This window comes from Streptomyces sp. WAC 04229 (assembly GCF_003947455.1).
Taxonomy (GTDB): Bacteria; Actinomycetota; Actinomycetes; order Streptomycetales; family Streptomycetaceae; genus Streptomyces.
On record NZ_QHJH01000043.1, the window covers coordinates 29692 to 45939 of the forward strand.

A 16248-nucleotide genomic window follows, 5' to 3' on the forward strand; every position below is an offset into this window, starting at 1 on the left:
ATAGACGCGAATCATGAGTATGAGAATGGGGAGCGCCCGTGACCTCAGCCCCTCTCGCCGAACGGATCACGGCCCCCAGCGGGCCGCTGTTCTTCCCCGTCACGGCGTTCGGCCCCGACGGCGGCCTCGATCTCGACGCCTACCGCACCCATGTGCGCCAGGGTGTGGAGGCCGGGGCCGCCGCCGTGTTCGCCTGCTGCGGCACCGGCGAGTTCCACGCCCTCACGCCCGAGGAGTTCGAGGTCTGCGTCCGCGCGGCGGTCGAGGAGACGGCGGGCCGGGTGCCCGTGGTGGCGGGCGCGGGCTACGGCACCGCCCTCGCCGTACGCCACGCCCGCCTCGCCGAGGCCGCCGGCGCCGACGGGCTGCTCGCCATGCCGCCCTACCTGGTGGTCGCCGGCCAGGAGGGGCTGGTGCGGCACTACCGGGAGGTGGCCGCCGCGACCTCCCTGCCCGTGATCGTCTACCAGCGGGACAACGCCGTCTTCACCCCGGAGAGCGTGGTCGAACTGGCCCGCACGGACGGGATCGTCGGCCTCAAGGACGGGCTCGGCGACCTCGACCTGATGCAGCGCATCATCAGCGCCGTGCGCACCGCGCTGCCCGGCGGCGACTTCCTGTACTTCAACGGCCTGCCGACCGCCGAGCAGACCCAGCTCGCCTACCGCGCGCTCGGCGTCACCCTGTACTCCTCCGCCGCGTTCTGCTTCGCCCCCGAGATCGCCCTCGCCTTCCACCGGGCGCTGCGCACCGGCGACGACGCGCTCGCGCACCGTCTGCTCGACGGCTTCTACCGGCCCTTCGTCGAACTGCGCGCCCAGGGCCGCGGGTACGCCGTCGCCCTGGTCAAGGCGGGCGTACGGCTGCGCGGCCTGGACGTGGGGGAGGTGCGGACGCCGTTGCAGGAGCCGGCCGAGGACCACGTGAAGCAGCTCGCCCGGATCATCGAGCGGGGATACGCGCTGCTCGACGCGGAGCCCGGCGCGGAGTCCGACCGGGAGTCCGTCGCGGGGGAGGGCCAGTGAAGGCGTCGGCGTTCGTCTACCCGTGGGACGTCAACGGCGACCCGGAAGCCTCCGCGCGCGTGGCGGACCTCGGCGTGTCCCAGGTGACGCTCGCCGCCGCGTACCACTCGACCCGCGCGCTCACCCCCCGTCACCCCCGCCACCGCGTCGTCACCGCCGAGCACTCCGCCGTGCTCTACCCGCCGGACGCCGCCCGTTGGGAGGGCCGCGTGCCGCGCCCGTACCAGGCCGGTGACTGGGCGCCGGGCGACGCCTGGGGCGAGGCCGCCGACGCCCTCGCGCGGGCGGGCCTGGAGGTGAGCACGTGGGTCGTGCTGGCCCACAACTCCCGCCTCGGCGCGGAGCACCCGCACACCTCCGTCGTCAACGCCTACGGCGACCGCTACCCCTGGGCGCCGTGCGTCGCGCAGCCCGCCACGCGCGCGTACCTCACCGACCTGGCCGCCGAGGCGGCGGTGCGGCCCGGAGCGCGCGGCACCGAACTGGAGTCCCTCGGCTGGTACGGGCTCGCCCACCTGCACGCCCACGACAAGACCGGCGGCGTCGCCCTCGGGGACGCCGGGCAGTACCTGATGTCGCTCTGCTTCTGCCCGGACTGCCGGGGCGGATACGGTGGTCGGGGCCTCGACGCCGACGAACTGGCCGCCGCCGTGCGCGCCGCGCTGGAGCCGGTGTGGCGGGGGACGGAGCCCTCGGACGGGGGCTGGGCCGGCGTCGAGAAGCTCCTCGGCGAGGCGCCGGCGAACGCCACGCGCGCGTGGCGGGACGAGACCGCCCGCACGCTCCAGGAGACGGCGGTCGCGGCCGTGCGCGCCGTGGCGCCCCCGGACTTCGAGGTCCTGCTCCACGCCGACCCGGTGTCCTACCACTGCGGCGCCAACGCCGGCGTCGACCCCGCGCACATCCTGTCCGTCGCGGACGGCGTGGTCGTGCCCTGCACGGGCGGCGCGGCCCTGCTGACGCCCTTCGCCGAGCAGAACCGCGCCGGTGCCGTCCTCGCCGCCAACCTCACCGTGGTCTCCGGCATGGGCGGCAGCCCCGACACCCTCGCCGCGGACGCGTCCCACGCCGCCGAACGGGGCGCGACGGAGCTGCGCCTCTACCACGCGGGCCTGGCGTCGGACGCCGACCTGAAGGGGGTGCGGTCGGCACTCGCGGGGCGGTGACCCCGGGGGCGGCAGAGCCGGACGCCGTGGCCGGGCCCCCGGTTCGTGGGCGGCCCCGCCGGGCCGTCACAGCGGCGTGCGGCCGGGATTCTCCCGCGGGCGGCGGGCGACGAGTGCCGCCGTCGTCAGCAGTCCGACGCCCAGGGCGGGCAGCAGCAGGTGCAGGGGCGTCGGCTCCACCAGGGCCGCTCCCGCCGCCAGGCCCAGGACGTTCGGGGCGAAGACGAGCGAGCCGGCCGTCGCGGTGACCCGGCCCAGGAGCGGTCCGGGCGTCTCGTGCTGGACCGCGGTCAGCGCGGCGATCAGCACCGCGGGCAGCCCCGCGCCGATCGCCGCGCCGGAGACCAGGGCCACCGCGTCGCAGGGGACCGCCCGCGCCGCGACCGCCACCGCGAGCAGGGCGGTCCCGGCGGCGGCGAAGCGGCGCCCGCCCAGTCGCCGCAGGGCGGGCCCGGCCAGCAGCCCCACCGTGACGGACCCGGCCCCCTGGACGGCGTACAGCGCAGCCGCGTAGGTGGCGGAGTGCCCGAGGCGCTCCACGACGGCGTAGACCGTGGCGCCGTTGACGCCGGCGCACAGCATCGTGGCGCCGCCGGCGAGGACGAGCGGGCGCAGCCGGGGGTGGCCCCACAGCAGGCGGGCGCCCTCGGCCGCCTGCCGCCATCCGTTCACCGCGGGGCGGGGCGGCGGCGCCTCGCGTACCCGCAGGGCCGCGTACACCCCCGTGGCCAGCACGAACGTCGCCGCGTCCAGCAGGGCCACGCCCGGGCCGCCGTACGCCGTGTAGAGGGCCGCGCCGGCCGGTGGCGCCACCAGTTTCATGCCCTCGTTGGCGGCGGTGCGCAGCCCGTTGAAGTCGCCGAGCAGCCGCGGCTCGACGGTGGCGGCGACGAGCGCCGCCTCGGCCGCGTCGTGGACGACGCCCGCCGCGCCGTACCCGAACAGCACCGCGAACAGCAGCCACAGCATGTCCGGTGAGTCGACGGCGAACAGCGTGAGCAGGAGGCCGGCCGTCAGCAGGCTCGTGGCGATCAGCAGCGGCCGGCGGCGCACGCGGTCCGCCACGGTACCCAGCGCCGGGCCGGCCAGGGCCGGCGCCCACAGCGCGAGCACGCACAGCGCCGCGAGTCCGTCCGAGCCGGTGAGGTCCTTCACCCACACCCCGGCCACCAGCCACATCGCCGAGGTGCCGAAGCCGGACACCACCACCCCGGCCAGATACAGGCCCGCGTCGCGGTCGCGCAGGACCCGGGACACCGCCCAGGGCCCCCGCGTCCGGGTCGTCTTCGTCGTCCTTGGTGTCATGCCCGGTCAGCGTGGTCCTAAGGCCCGGCGCCCGGCATCGGGCAGATGCCCTACCGGCCGCCCCCGCCGCCGATGAGTTCCGCGGCCCGGATCGGTCTACCTCGCAGGAGAGCCGGCCCGTCCGTCGCCCGAGGAGCACCCGATGACCCACGACACCTCGACCCTCGATCTCGGCCCGCAGACGCGGGTCCTGGCCCGCCTCGCCGAGGGTGTGGGCGACGCGCGGCTGGCCGACCCGACGCCGTGCCCCGACCTCGCCGTCCGCAACCTGCTCGGCCACCTGACCGGCCTGGCCGTCGCCTTCCGCGACGCCGCGCGCAAGGACCTCGGCGCCACCACCGACACCGCCCCCGAGGCCTCCGTGCCGGACATCGGGCCCGGCTGGCGCGAGGAGCTGGCCGGAGCGCTCGGCGAACTCGCGGTGGCCTGGCGCGACCCCGGCGCCTGGACCGGCATGACCCGGGCCGGCGGCATCGACCTGCCCGGCGAGGTCGCCGGCGCCGTCGTCGCCGACGAACTGGTCGTCCACGGCTGGGACCTCGCCCGCGCGACCGGCCAGGAGTACCGCCCCGACCCGGCCGCGCTCCAGGCGGCGTACGGCCTGCTCAGCGCCGCCGCCGAGGAGGCCGACCGGGACGAGGGCATGTTCGGGCCGGTCGTCGCCGTGCCCGACGACGCGCCGCTGCTGGAGCGCGCGGTGGGCCTGAGCGGACGCGACCCCGGCTGGAGCCGCCCCGCCCGGTAGCGCCGGGGAACGGCCGGGGTGGCGCCGCCCCGGCCCGAACTTTCCTTTGTCAGAAGCATTGACGTGGCCTCGCGCCCCTCTTACCTTCAACGCGTCGTACTCCGTACGTCATATATGAGACGCGATACGCGAGATCGGATATCCGAAGGCGGACGTCCGGCGCCCGCGCATCCGACGCGAGACTCCGAGAGGCGCGCATGACCTCTGTGCCCACGCCGATCCCCTCCCGCACGCAGTACGTGCTGGAGGAGATCAAACGCCGCATCCTCACCGGCCGGCTGACGCCTGGCCAGGCCCTGGTCGAGACCGACCTCGCCGCACAGTTCGGGGTGTCCAAGACACCGGTGCGCGAGGCGCTCAAGACGCTGGCCGGGACCGGACTGGTCGTGATGAGCCAGTACAAGGGCGTCACGGTGCGCATGGTGGACGCGGACATGGCGCGCGAGGTCTACGACGTGCGGCTGCTCCTGGAGCCCGAGGCCCTGCGGCGCGCCGTGCGCCGCGGCGCCTCCCTGGAAGCCGCCCGCACCGCGCTGACCCGGGCCGACCAGGCCACCGACACGGCCGAACGGTCGCTGGCCAACCGCGAGTTCCACCGCGCCCTGTACGTGCCCTGCGGCAACCCGCTGCTCGGCCGGATGCTCGACGAGGTCCGCGACCAGGCGGCCCTCGTCTCCGCCGTCGCCTGGGCCGCCGACCCCTCCTGGCAGCGGGAGGCCGGCGAGCACCAGGAGATCCTGCGCCTCGCCCTCGCCGGTGACGCGGACGGCGCGGCCCGCGCCCTGCACGCGCACATCGCGTCCTTCGTCGAGCGGGCCTTCCCCGAAGCGGGGACGACGGCCCAGGAAGAGGACGGTCAGGCATGACAGCGACGTTCGAGACCCAGCGGGCGGCCCTGGCCGACGTGGTGGCGATCCCGGTGACCCCGTTCGCCGAGGACGGCTCCGTCGACCCCGCCACCTACCGGGCCCTGCTGCGTCGTCTCCTCGACGGCGGCATCACCACCCTCACCCCCAACGGCAACACCGGCGAGTTCTACGCCCTCTCCCCGGCCGAGCGGCGCCTGGTCACCGAGCTGACCGTCGAGGAGGCGGGCGACCGCGCCGCGATCCTGGTCGGCGTCGGCCACGACCTGCCGACCGCCGTCGCCTCCGCACGGCACGCCCGGGAACTGGGCGCCTCGATGGTGATGGTCCACCAGCCCGTCCACCCCTACGTCGCCCAGGGCGGCTGGGTCGACTACCACCGCGCCATCGCCGAGGCCGTGCCCGAACTCGGCGTCGTGCCCTACATCCGCAACGACCGGCTCGCCGGCGCCCGCCTCACCGAACTCGCCGACGCCTGCCCCAACGTCCTCGGCGTCAAGTACGCCGTACCGGACGCCGCCAGGTTCGCCGCCTTCGCCCGCGACGCCGGCCTCGAACGCTTCGTGTGGATCGCGGGCCTGGCCGAGCCCTACGCACCCTCGTACTTCAGCGCGGGAGCCACCGGCTTCACCTCGGGGCTGGTGAACGTCGCCCCGGCCGTGTCGCTGAACATGATCGAGGCGCTCCGCTCGGGCGACTACCCGGCCGCCATGAAGGTCTGGGAGCAGATCCGCCGCTTCGAGGAGCTGCGCGCCGCCAACGGCTCCGCCAACAACGTCACCGTGGTCAAGGAGGCCCTCGCCGCCCTCGGCCTGTGCCGGCGGGAGGTCCGCCCGCCGAGCAAGCCCCTGCCCGAGAGCGAGCGCGCCGAGGTCGCCGCCATCGCCGCCGGATGGTCGATATGACACCCAGGAAATCCCCCGAACAGCTGCGCAGCCACCAGTGGTACGGCAGCGGCGTCTCCTCGGGCCTGCGCTCCTTCAGCCACCGCGCCCGCACCCGGCAGCTCGGCTACCTGCCCGAGGAGCACCTCGGCAAGCCCGTCATCGCCATCCTCAACACCTGGTCCGACATCAACCCCTGCCACGTCCACCTGCGCGACCGCGCCCAGGCGGTGAAGCGGGGTGTGTGGCAGGCGGGCGGATTCCCGCTGGAGTTCCCGGTCTCCACGCTGAGCGAGACCTTCCAGAAGCCGACGCCCATGCTCTACCGCAACCTCCTCGCCATGGAGACCGAGGAGCTGCTGCGCTCCTACCCGGTGGACGGCGCCGTGCTGATGGGCGGCTGCGACAAGTCGACCCCCGCCCTGCTGATGGGCGCCGCCAGCGTCGACCTCCCGGCGGTGTTCGTCCCCGCCGGGCCGATGCTCCCCGGGCACTGGCGCGGCGAGACCCTCGGCTCCGGCACCGACATGTGGAAGTACTGGGACGACATGCGGGCCGGGCTCATCGGCGACTGCGAGATGCACGAACTGGAGAGCGGTCTGGCCCGCTCGCCCGGCCACTGCATGACGATGGGTACGGCCTCCACGCTGACCGCCGCAGCCGAGGCCCTCGGCGTCACCGTCCCGGGCGCCTCCAGCATTCCGGCCGTCGACTCCGGCCACGACCGGATGGCCGCCGCGGCCGGCCTGCGCATCGTGGAACTGGTCCACCGGGACCGGAAACTGAGCGACATCCTCACCGCGGACGCCTTCGAGGACGCGGTCACCACGGTCCTCGGCCTCGGCGGCTCCACCAACGCCGTCATCCACCTGATCGCCATGGCGGGCCGCGCGGGCGTCACCCTCACGCTCGACGACTTCGACCGCATCGCGCGCACGGTGCCGGTCCTGGCCAACGTGCGGCCCGGCGGACAGACGTACCTGATGGAGGACTTCCACTTCGCCGGCGGCCTGCCCGGGTTCCTCTCCCGCATCACCGACCTGCTCCACCTGGACCGGCCCACCGTCTCCCACGACACGCTGCGGGAACAGCTGGACGGCGCCCTCGTCCACCACGACGACGTCATCCGGCCCCGGGACAACCCCGTCGCGAGCGAGGGCGGGGTGGCCGTCCTGCGCGGCAACCTGTGCCCGGACGGCGCGGTGATCAAGCACATCGCCGCCGAGCCGCACCTGCTCAAGCACACCGGGCGCGCGGTCGTCTTCGACGACTACCGGACCATGCAGCGCACCATCAACGACCCGGACCTGGACATCACCGCCGACAGCGTGCTGGTGCTGCGCGGCTCCGGCCCCCGGGGCGGCCCCGGCATGCCCGAGTACGGGATGCTGCCCATCCCCGACCACCTGCTCAAGCAGGGCGTGCGCGACATGGTCCGGATCTCCGACGCCCGGATGAGCGGCACGAGTTACGGCGCCTGCGTGCTGCACGTGGCGCCCGAGTCGCACGTCGGCGGACCGCTGGCGCTGGTGCGCACCGGTGACTCCATCACCCTCGACGTCGAGGCGCGCTCGCTGCGGCTCGACGTGGACGACGAGGAGCTGGCGCGGCGCCGGGCGGCGTGGACGCCGCCGCCCGCCCGAGCCGAGCGCGGCTACGGCGCGCTCTACGACGAACAGATCACCCAGGCCGACACCGGCTGCGACTTCGAGTTCCTGGCCCGCCCGGGCGCGGTGCGGGACCCGTACGCCGGCTGACCCCCCCCCGCACGAAAGACCTCCGCACCCCCCTGCACGCCGAGAAAGCGCTTCCTGCACGACCCGCGCACGACGTACCAGAACCAGAACGGAGAACTGTCATGGCCCAAGCCGCAGCCGTGGCGAAACCGCCCGCGCCACCCCGGCGGCGCCGTGCCTCCGCCACCCCGCGCAGGCTCCCCTACCTGCTGATCGGGCCGGCCGTCCTGCTGATGCTGGGCTTCATCGCCTATCCGGTCATCAGCGTCTTCTACTACAGCCTGCAGCACTACAACCCGACCAAGCCGTGGCGCAACGGCTTCGCGGGCTTCGACAACTTCGTCCGGATCTTCACCGACGACCCGGTGTTCCTGGACACCCTCGTCTTCAGCGCCAAGTGGGTCTTCGTCGAGGTGGGGCTGCAACTGCTCTTCGGCCTGGCGCTGGCGCTCATCGTCAACCAGACCTTCGTCGGCCGGGGTGTGGGGCGCGCCCTGGTCTTCTCCCCCTGGGCCGTCTCCGGGGTCCTGACCTCGGCCATCTGGGTGCTGCTCTACAACTCCCAGACCGGCATCAGCCGTTACCTCGCCGACATGGGCATCGGTTCCTACGGCACCAGCTGGCTCTCGGACACCTCCACCGTGTTCTCCGCGGCGGTCGTCGCCGACCTGTGGCGCGGCGTCCCCTTCTTCGCGATCCTCATCCTCGCCGACCTCCAGTCCGTCTCCAAGGACCTGTACGAGGCCGCCGAGGTCGACGGGGCGAGCCGCCTCAAGCAGTTCTGGCACATCACGCTGCCGCACCTGAAGGACGCCATCATCCTGTCCACCCTGCTGCGCGCGGTGTGGGAGTTCAACAACGTGGACCTGCTCTACACCCTGACCGGCGGCGGACCCGCGGGCGTCACCACGACCCTGCCGCTGTACATCGCCAACACCAGCGTCGACGCCCACGACTTCGGCTACGCGTCGGCCCTCACCACGGTCGCGTTCGTGATCCTGCTCTTCTGCTCGATCGTCTACCTGCGGCTGAGCAAGTTCGGAGGCGAGAACAAGTGATCACCAAGGAGGCCACCGCGCCCGCCCCCGCGCCGACGCGGCCCGACCACGAACCGCCGCGGCCGGCCGGGAAACGCCGCCCCGCCTGGGACGAGGTCCCCCGCTGGCAGATCTACCTCCCGCTCGGCATCTACCTGGTCTTCACCCTGATCCCGTTCTACTGGATCCTGCTCTTCGCGCTGCGCCCGGCGGGCTCGACCTCGCTGGTGCCCTGGCCGATGACGTTCGACCACTTCGAGAAGGTGTGGACCGACCGAAGCTTCGGAACCTTCTTCCAGAACAGCGTCTACGTGGGCGTCGCCACCCTGGTGATGACCACCCTCGTCGCCCTGGCCGGCGGCTACGCCCTCGCCCGGTTCGACTTCAAGGTCAAGCGGGTCTTCATGCTCGGCCTGCTGTGCTCCCAGTTCGTGCCCGGCGCGCTGCTGCTCGTGCCGCTGTTCGAGATCTTCGCCGAACTCCAGATGATCAACTCGCTGGGCAGCGTCATCATCGCCGAGACCGTCTTCCAGCTGCCGCTGTCGATCATCCTGATCAGCAACTTCATCAAGAACGTGCCGTACTCCCTGGAGGAGGCGGCCTGGGTCGACGGCTGCGGCCGGTTCCGGGCCTTCCGGATCGTCGTGCTGCCGCTGCTGCGGCCGGGTCTGATCGCGGTGGGTTCCTTCGCCTTCGTGCACTCCTGGAACCACTTCCTGTTCGCCCTGATGTTCCTCAACAACCAGTCCAAGCAGACCATCCCGGTCGGCCTCAACTCCCTGATGAGCGCGGACAGCGTCGACCTCGGCGCGCTCGCCGCGGGCGGCATCATCGCCGCGGTCCCCGTCGTGATCGTCTTCGCCTTCATCCAGAAGTGGCTGATCACCGGCTTCAGCGCGGGGGCGGTGAAGGGATGAGCCCGCTTCCCGTCGTCCTCGCCGGCGCCCGCGGGCACGGCCGCTGGCACGTCGCCAACATCCGCCGCCTGGAGCGGGCCGGACTGGTCCGGCTGGCCGGGATCTGCGAACTGACCCCGCTGACCGAGCAGGAGGCCGGCGGGGAACTCCCCGAGCAGTCGGCCGACTTCGGTGCCCTGCTGGACTCCACCGGCGCCCGGGTCGCGGTGGTCTGCACGCCGATCCCCACCCACACCGACCTCGCGCTGACCGCCGCCCGGCGGGGCGTGCACCTGCTCCTGGAGAAGCCCCCGGCGCCGTCCTACGCCGAGTTCCGCCGGATGGCCGACGGGGTCGCCGGGACCGGCGTGGCCTGCCAGGTCGGGTTCCAGTCACTCGGCTCGCACGCGGTGCCGGCGATCCGGGAACTGGTGGCCGAGGGGGCGATCGGTGAGGTCGTGGGCGTCGGCGGGGCCGGGGCGTGGGTGCGGGACGAGGCCTACTTCCGCCGGGCGCCCTGGGCGGGCCGGCGGCGGATGGACGGCGCCGACGTGATCGACGGGGCGCTGACCAACCCGCTGGCGCACGCCGTCGCCACCGCCCTCGCGCTCGGCGGCACCACCCGTGCCGAGGACGTCACGGGCATCGAGACCGAACTGAGTCACGCCAACGACATCGAGGCCGACGACACCTCCTGCGTGCGGATCGGCACCGCGCGCGGGCACCGCGTCACCGTCGCCGCGACCCTGTGCGCGGAGCGGGCCGCCGAGCCGTACGTCCTGCTGCACGGCGGCAGCGGCCGCATCACCTTCTGGTACAAGCAGGACCGCATCCTGCTCCAGCGCGGCGGCCACGGCCCCGAGGAGTACCAGTACGGCCGCACCGACCTGCTGGAGAACCTGGTCGACCACCTCACCACCGGCGCCGCCCTGCTCGTGCCGCCGGACGAGACCGGTGCCTTCATGCGGGTGGTGGAGGCGATCCGCACGGCTCCCGACCCGGACCCGCTGCCCGCCGGCGCCTGGCACCGCGTCCCCGGTGAGAGCCGCCGCGTGGTCCCCGGCGTCGACGGACTCGTGGCCGCCGCCGCCGACACCCTCAGCCTCTACTCCGAGCTGGGCGCGCCCTGGGCGCCGCGCACCGAGCACGCGCTGAACGAGGTGAGTGCCCGGTGACCGGCGACGACACCCCGGTGCTGCGTGTGGCGGGCCGCCCCGTCGCCCGGTACCTCACCCGGCCCGAGCTGCCGTCCCGGCTCTCCCCGCGCCCCTGCCTGCACCCCGTCACTACCCTGGCCGGAACCCCCGTGACCGAGTTCCGCCCCGCCGACCACCTCCATCACCTCGGCGTCGGTGTCGCCGTTCCCGACGTCGAGGGGCACAACTTCTGGGGCGGGCGCACCTACGTGCGCGACCGGGGCCCGACCGAGCTGGACAACCACGGCGCGCAGCGGCACACCGCCTTCCAGCTCCGCGACCCGGACGGCTTCGTCGAGGAACTGCGCTGGGTCGCCGCGGGCACCGAGCTGCTGCGCGAACGCCGCACGGTCGCCGCCACCGAACTCACCGCCACCGCCTGGGCGCTGGACTTCACCTTCTCCCTCACCAACGCCACCAGGGCCCCGCTCACCTTCGGCAGTCCCGCCACCAACGGGCGCCCCGGCGCGGCCTACGGCGGCTTCTTCTGGCGGGCCCGCAAGGAGGACGCGGCCCCGCGCGTCTTCACCGCCGACCGGGAGGGCGAGCCGGAGATCCACGGCCACCGCGCCGACTGGCTGGCGCTGAGCGGCGACACCTGGACGCTGGTCTTCGCCGGCGCCACCGAACGCACCCGGCGCGACCCGTGGTTCGTGCGCACCGAGGAGTACCCGGGGGTGGGGTCGTCGCTGGCCCACGACGACCGGGTGGCCGTCGCACCGGGGGACACCCTGGTCCGCCGGATCGTCACCGTGGTCGCCGACGGCCGCCTCGACGGCGACGGCGCCGCGGCCCTCGTACGGAAGGCGGTCGGCCGGTGACCCCCGAGAGCGCCCGGACGTACACCAACCCCATGCTGAACGCCGACTGGTCCGATCCGGACGTCGTGCGGGTCGGCGACGACTTCTACCTGACCGCCTCCAGCTTCGGCCGCGTCCCCGGCCTGCCCCTGCTGCACTCCCGGGACCTGGTCAACTGGACGCTGGTCGGGCACGCCCTGGACCGCCTGGAACCCGCCCACGCCTTCACGGCGCCCGGCCCCGACCGGGGCGTCTGGGCACCGTCCCTGCGGCACCACGCCGACCGCTTCTGGATCTTCTGGGGCGACCCGGACCAGGGCGTCTTCCAGGTCAACGCCCCCGAGATCCGCGGGCCGTGGACCGCGCCACGCCTGGTCAAGGCCGGCAAGGGACTGATCGACCCCTGCCCGCTGTGGGACGACGAGACGGGCGAGGCGTACCTCGTGCACGCCTGGGCCAGGTCCCGTTCCGGAATCAAGAACCGCCTCACCGGCCACCGCATGCACCCCGACGGCACCGAGGTCCTGGACGAGGGCGAGGTGATCGTCGACGCGGACCGCATCCCCGGCTGGTTCACCCTGGAGGGCCCCAAGCTCTACCGGCACGACGGCTGGTTCTGGATCCTGGCGCCCGCGGGGTCGGTCGAGACCGGCTGGCAGGGCGCCTTCCGCTCACGCTCCTTCTTCGGGCCGTACGAGGAGCGGGTCGTCCTCGAACAGAAGGACACCGAGGTCAACGGCCCCCATCAGGGCGGCTGGGTGCGCACGGCGTCCGGCGAGGACTGGTTCCTGCACTTCCAGCAGCGCGGCGCGTACGGGCGCGTGGTGCACCTCCAGCCCATGGTGTGGGGCGAGGACGGCTGGCCGGTGCTGGGCGACGACGGCGCCCCGGTCACCGAGCACCGGCGTCCCGCGCTGCCGCCGCAGCCACCCGCCGCGCCGGCCACCGGCGACGACTTCCCCGGCGGTCGCCACGGCCGCCAGTGGTCGTGGACGGCCAACCCCCGCGACGGCTGGGCCACCCAGCACTCGGGGGACGGGCTGCGCCTCGCATGCGTCCGCTCCGCGGACGCGCACGACCTGCGCCGCGTGCCGAGCGTGCTCACGCAGCGGCTGCCCGGCGAGCCCCGGGTGGTCGAGGTGGAGCTGCGGCTGGACAGCGAGGAGCCGGGCGCGCGGGCCGGGCTCGCGGTCCTCGGCGACGCCTACCGCTGGATCGGGCTCCAGCGGGACGCCGACGGGACGGCGTACCTGGTGCACCGGTTCGCCGAGCCGGGGGCGCAGGCCGAGCGGGACGCCGGCCGGCCCCGCCCCGCACCGCGGGGACGCGCGCTCCTGCGCGTGGAGACCGTCGCCGGGGCCCGGTGCCGTTTCTCCTACGACCTGGGCGACGGCCCGCGCGCCACCGGCCGGGACTTCGCCGCCACCCCCTGGGGCTGGGTCGGCGCCCTGCTCGGGCTGTTCGCCCTGGCACCGGCCGGCCAGGGACACGCCGGCGCGGCCACCTTCACGCGGTTCCGCGTCGGACCGCACCCGCCCACCGACTGAACCACCCGAAGCTCCCCCTTTGTTGGATCCAGAAGAAGAGAGCCGACCAATGAGGATCAGCATGCTCAGCAGCAGAGGTACACGCAGGCGCCGGACGTCCGCCGCCGTCGCCCTCGGCGCCGTACTCGCGCTGACCGCCACCGCCTGCGGTGACGACGGCAGCGGGACCGGCGGCGACAAGGGCGCCGAGGGCAGCGGCAAGGGGAAGATCGTCTTCTGGGACAACAACGGCGGTATCCGTACGGCCGTCTGGAAGGAGATCATCGCCGACTTCGAGAAGGCCAACCCGGACATCGACGTGGAGTACGTCGGGATCGCCGCCACCGAGTACCAGTCCAAGGTCGACACCGCCATCCAGGGCGGGGGCCTGCCGGACGTCGGCGGCGTCACCGCCTCGATGCTCGCGGGTTTCTCCGCCCAGGGCGCGCTGGAGCCGCTGGACGGCCGGCTCGCGAAGTCCTCCCTGAACGGGCAGCTCAACAAGGACATGGTCGAGTCCCTGAAGGCGGCCGGCGGCGGCGACGGCACCCTGTACTCGGTGCCGACCTCCGCCAACAACGGCGTCCTCTACTACCGCACCGACCTGTTCGAGAAGGCCGGGCTGGAGGAGCCGACCACCTGGGACCGCTTCTTCACGGCCGCCGAGAAGCTCACCAACGCCGGCAAGAACGAGTTCGGCTACACCATCCGCGGCGGCTCCGGCTCCATCGCCCAGGCGTTCGACGCGATGTACGGGCAGTCGGGCATCACCTCGTTCTGGGACGCCGACAAGAAGAAGACCACCGTCAACGACCCGAAGAACGTCGCGGCGCTGGAGAAGTACGCCGCCCTCTACAAGAAGGTCACGCCGGCCGCCGACGTCAACAACGACTTCGCCAAGATGGTCGCCCAGTGGGACACCGGCACGATCGGCCTGCTCAACCACAACCTCGGTTCCTACCAGGACCACGTGAAGGCGCTCGGGGACGACAAGTTCCGCGGCATCCCGCAGCCGGTCGGCCCCGGCGGCAAGCGGGTCCAGGTGTCCAACCCGGTCGACGGGCTCGGCGTGTTCAAGAGCTCCAAGAACAAGGAGGCGGCCTGGAAGTTCATCGAGTTCGCCACCTCGAAGGAGCAGAACTCGAAGTTCAACGAGTCGGCCGGGCAGGTGCCGTCCAACACCGGGGCCGGGCAGGACGCGTGGATCCAGAAGGCCGAGCCGACGAAGCTGGCCGCTCAGGCGCTGAACGACGGGTCGACGACCATCGTGCAGCTGCCGTACTACCTGCCGGACTGGAACACGCTGTCCAAGTCGGAGAGTGAGCCGGCGTTCCAGAAGGTGCTGCTCGGGGACATGAGCGCGAAGTCGTTCCTCGACGATCTGGCCGAGAAGCTGAACGCTGCGCAGGCCGACTGGGTTGCGCAGGCGGGTTAGTTCATACCGAGCTTCGCCGTGGGGCGGTCTGTGGTGTGCGGACTGCGGGCCGTCCCCGGCTGGGCGCGCAGTTCCCCGCGCCCCTGAGGGCGTTGAACCCTCCCTACGAAGAAAGAGGAGAGCCGCATCATGTACACACCTGGATGGCATGGGCATGGCACAGTCAGAGCCGGCCTGCTGGCCGGCTGTACCGCCCTCGTGCTGACCCTGACCGTCGCCACCGCCCAGGCCCGGCCCGGGCATCACCCTCCGCGCGACGCCGCCCGGCAGACGCTGCCGGCGAAGGACGGGTGGGCCTCGGCGGGGTCCGGGACCACCGGTGGGGCCGCCGCCGAGGCCGCCCGCGTCTTCACCGTGACCGACTGGGACGGGTTCCGTGCCGCGCTCGCCGTCGAAGGCACCGCGCCGAGGATCATCAAGGTGAAGGGGACCGTCGACGCCGTCGCCGAGGGATGTGACGCCTTCGCCGCGCCCGGCTACGACTTCGACGCCTACCTGGAGAAGTACAGCCCCGAGAACTGGGGCATGGAGACCGACCTGAGCGCCGAGCCCGACGACAGCCCCGAGGGGCTGCGCCGTGCCTCCGCCGCCCGGCAGGACCTGGCCGTCAAGGTGGAGGTCCCCTCCAACACCACGATCATCGGCGTCGGCCGCGACGCCGGCCTCAAGGGCGCCAGTCTGCAGATCAAGGGCGTGGACAACGTCATCGTCCGCAACCTGACCTTCGAGAGCCCTCTGGACTGCTTCCCGCAGTGGGACCCCACGGACGGCGACCAGGGCAACTGGAACTCCGAGTACGACAGCGCCGTCGTGTACGGATCGACGCACGTCTGGCTGGACCACAACACCTTCACCGACGGCGACCACCCCGACAGCGCGGCGCCCACCTACTTCGGCATGCTCTACCAGCAGCACGACGGCCAGCTCGACGTCGTCCGCGGCGCCGACCTCGTCACCGCGTCCTGGAACGTGTTCACGGAGCACGACAAGACGATCCTGATCGGCAACAGCGACAGCGAGTCCACCGCCGCCGGCGACCGCGGGCACCTGAAGGTGACCTTCCACCACAACCTTTTCAAGAACCTCGTCGAGCGCGCCCCCCGGGTGCGGTTCGGGCAGGTCGACGTCTACAACAACCACTTCGTGGCCGGCGAGGACTACGCCTACAGCTTCGGCGTGGGCAAGGAGTCCCAGCTCGTCGCCGAGCACAACGCCTTCACGCTGCCCGACGGCGTCAGCGCCGCGAACGTGCTCAAGCGCTGGAACGACGCGCCGCTCACCGCCGCGCACAACCGCGTCAACGGCCGCACCGTCGACCTGATCGCCGTGCACAACGCGGAGATTCCGGAGGAGACCCTGCGCTCCGGCGCCGGCTGGACGCCCACCCTGCGCACCAAGGTCCTGCCCGCCTGGGCGGTCCCGTTCGCCGTGGACCACGGCGCGGGCGCCGGACGCCTGCGCTGACCCGAAGGAGCATCCGCATGCCCAGACCCGCCCTGTCCCGCAGGGGATTCCTGGTGACGGCCGCCGGCGCGGGCGCCGCCCTCGGCCTCCCCGCCCGCCCCGCCGTCGCCGGGCCCCGCCCGCGCCGGCGGCCGTCACCAGGAATCCCCTGCGGGACAGGGCGGGTC

General features: G+C 73.2%; 15 protein-coding genes. 14 read left to right on the forward strand and 1 reads right to left on the reverse strand.

Translation table 11 applies throughout. From position 1 onward, the window contains the following. The first annotated feature begins 38 nt into the window (after positions 1-38). Positions 39-1025, forward strand: coding sequence for a 5-dehydro-4-deoxyglucarate dehydratase (locus tag DMH12_RS14785; RefSeq protein ID WP_125492026.1), 987 nt, complete (start codon positions 39-41; stop codon positions 1023-1025). After that, positions 1022-2191, forward strand: a complete 1170-nt coding sequence (locus tag DMH12_RS14790) for a hypothetical protein (protein WP_125492027.1) — start codon at positions 1022-1024, stop codon at positions 2189-2191. The genes DMH12_RS14785 and DMH12_RS14790 overlap by 4 nt, the downstream gene beginning before the upstream one ends. A 66-nt stretch (positions 2192-2257) precedes the next feature. Here DMH12_RS14790 and DMH12_RS14795 read toward each other — a convergent pair whose 3' ends face one another. Next, positions 2258-3496 carry an MFS transporter gene (locus tag DMH12_RS14795; protein ID WP_125492028.1) on the reverse strand — a complete coding sequence of 413 codons (1239 nt, stop codon included), beginning with the start codon at positions 3494-3496 and terminating at the stop codon, positions 2258-2260. Positions 3497-3638: 142 nt separating this feature from the next. Between DMH12_RS14795 and DMH12_RS14800 the strand changes: the two genes are divergently transcribed. The 12 genes from DMH12_RS14800 to DMH12_RS40495 form a co-directional block, all read left to right on the forward strand. Then, positions 3639-4241, forward strand: a complete 603-nt coding sequence (locus DMH12_RS14800; protein WP_125492029.1) for a TIGR03086 family metal-binding protein — start codon at positions 3639-3641, stop codon at positions 4239-4241. Between the two features lie 197 nt (positions 4242-4438). Then, positions 4439-5107 (forward strand): GntR family transcriptional regulator, encoded by a 669-nt coding sequence (locus DMH12_RS14805; protein ID WP_125492030.1) that lies wholly within the window; start codon positions 4439-4441, stop codon positions 5105-5107. Continuing rightward, a complete protein-coding gene (locus DMH12_RS14810) occupies positions 5104-6012 on the forward strand; it encodes a dihydrodipicolinate synthase family protein (RefSeq protein ID WP_125492031.1) in 909 nt (302 codons plus the stop codon). Before DMH12_RS14805 ends, DMH12_RS14810 begins: the two co-directional genes overlap by 4 nt. Further along, on the forward strand, positions 6009-7748 hold the full coding sequence (araD, locus tag DMH12_RS14815; protein WP_125492032.1) for an L-arabinonate dehydratase: 1740 nt from the start codon (positions 6009-6011) through the stop codon (positions 7746-7748). The genes DMH12_RS14810 and araD overlap by 4 nt, the downstream gene beginning before the upstream one ends. 101 nt (positions 7749-7849) lie before the next feature. Then, positions 7850-8785 carry a carbohydrate ABC transporter permease gene (locus DMH12_RS14820; protein WP_125492033.1) on the forward strand — a complete coding sequence of 312 codons (936 nt, stop codon included), beginning with the start codon at positions 7850-7852 and terminating at the stop codon, positions 8783-8785. Further along, positions 8782-9681, forward strand: coding sequence for a carbohydrate ABC transporter permease (locus DMH12_RS14825; RefSeq protein WP_125492034.1), 900 nt, complete (start codon positions 8782-8784; stop codon positions 9679-9681). Before DMH12_RS14820 ends, DMH12_RS14825 begins: the two co-directional genes overlap by 4 nt. Continuing rightward, the gene (locus DMH12_RS14830) at positions 9678-10835 is read left to right on the forward strand and encodes a Gfo/Idh/MocA family protein (protein ID WP_125492035.1); all 1158 of its coding nucleotides are present in this window, start codon (positions 9678-9680) and stop codon (positions 10833-10835) included. Before DMH12_RS14825 ends, DMH12_RS14830 begins: the two co-directional genes overlap by 4 nt. Beyond that, positions 10832-11677, forward strand: coding sequence for a PmoA family protein (locus tag DMH12_RS14835; protein ID WP_125492036.1), 846 nt, complete (start codon positions 10832-10834; stop codon positions 11675-11677). Before DMH12_RS14830 ends, DMH12_RS14835 begins: the two co-directional genes overlap by 4 nt. 32 nt (positions 11678-11709) lie before the next feature. Next, positions 11710-13203, forward strand: coding sequence for a glycoside hydrolase 43 family protein (locus DMH12_RS14840; RefSeq protein WP_125492041.1), 1494 nt, complete (start codon positions 11710-11712; stop codon positions 13201-13203). A gap of 49 nt (positions 13204-13252) precedes the next feature. Beyond that, positions 13253-14617 (forward strand): sugar ABC transporter substrate-binding protein, encoded by a 1365-nt coding sequence (locus DMH12_RS14845; protein WP_185832321.1) that lies wholly within the window; start codon positions 13253-13255, stop codon positions 14615-14617. 129 nt (positions 14618-14746) lie between these two features. Continuing rightward, positions 14747-16081, forward strand: coding sequence for a polysaccharide lyase family 1 protein (locus DMH12_RS14850; RefSeq protein ID WP_125492038.1), 1335 nt, complete (start codon positions 14747-14749; stop codon positions 16079-16081). A 17-nt stretch (positions 16082-16098) separates the two neighbouring features. After that, on the forward strand, positions 16099-16248 hold a 150-nt coding region (locus DMH12_RS40495; RefSeq protein WP_125492039.1), incomplete at its 3' end, for a twin-arginine translocation signal domain-containing protein.

Bases quoted from the DNA above. Each gene is read 5' to 3' on its own strand.
- DMH12_RS14795 (WP_125492028.1), bottom strand. From the start codon at position 3,496: ATGACACCAAGGACGACGAAGACGACCCGGACGCGGGGGCCCTGGGCG.
- DMH12_RS14800 (WP_125492029.1), top strand. From the start codon at position 3,639: ATGACCCACGACACCTCGACCCTCGATCTCGGCCCGCAGACGCGGGTC.
- DMH12_RS14805 (WP_125492030.1), top strand. From the start codon at position 4,439: ATGACCTCTGTGCCCACGCCGATCCCCTCCCGCACGCAGTACGTGCTG.
- DMH12_RS14810 (WP_125492031.1), top strand. From the start codon at position 5,104: ATGACAGCGACGTTCGAGACCCAGCGGGCGGCCCTGGCCGACGTGGTG.
- araD (WP_125492032.1), top strand. From the start codon at position 6,009: ATGACACCCAGGAAATCCCCCGAACAGCTGCGCAGCCACCAGTGGTAC.
- DMH12_RS14820 (WP_125492033.1), top strand. From the start codon at position 7,850: ATGGCCCAAGCCGCAGCCGTGGCGAAACCGCCCGCGCCACCCCGGCGG.
- DMH12_RS14830 (WP_125492035.1), top strand. From the start codon at position 9,678: ATGAGCCCGCTTCCCGTCGTCCTCGCCGGCGCCCGCGGGCACGGCCGC.
- DMH12_RS14840 (WP_125492041.1), top strand. From the start codon at position 11,710: ATGCTGAACGCCGACTGGTCCGATCCGGACGTCGTGCGGGTCGGCGAC.
- DMH12_RS14845 (WP_185832321.1), top strand. From the start codon at position 13,253: ATGAGGATCAGCATGCTCAGCAGCAGAGGTACACGCAGGCGCCGGACG.
- DMH12_RS14850 (WP_125492038.1), top strand. From the start codon at position 14,747: ATGTACACACCTGGATGGCATGGGCATGGCACAGTCAGAGCCGGCCTG.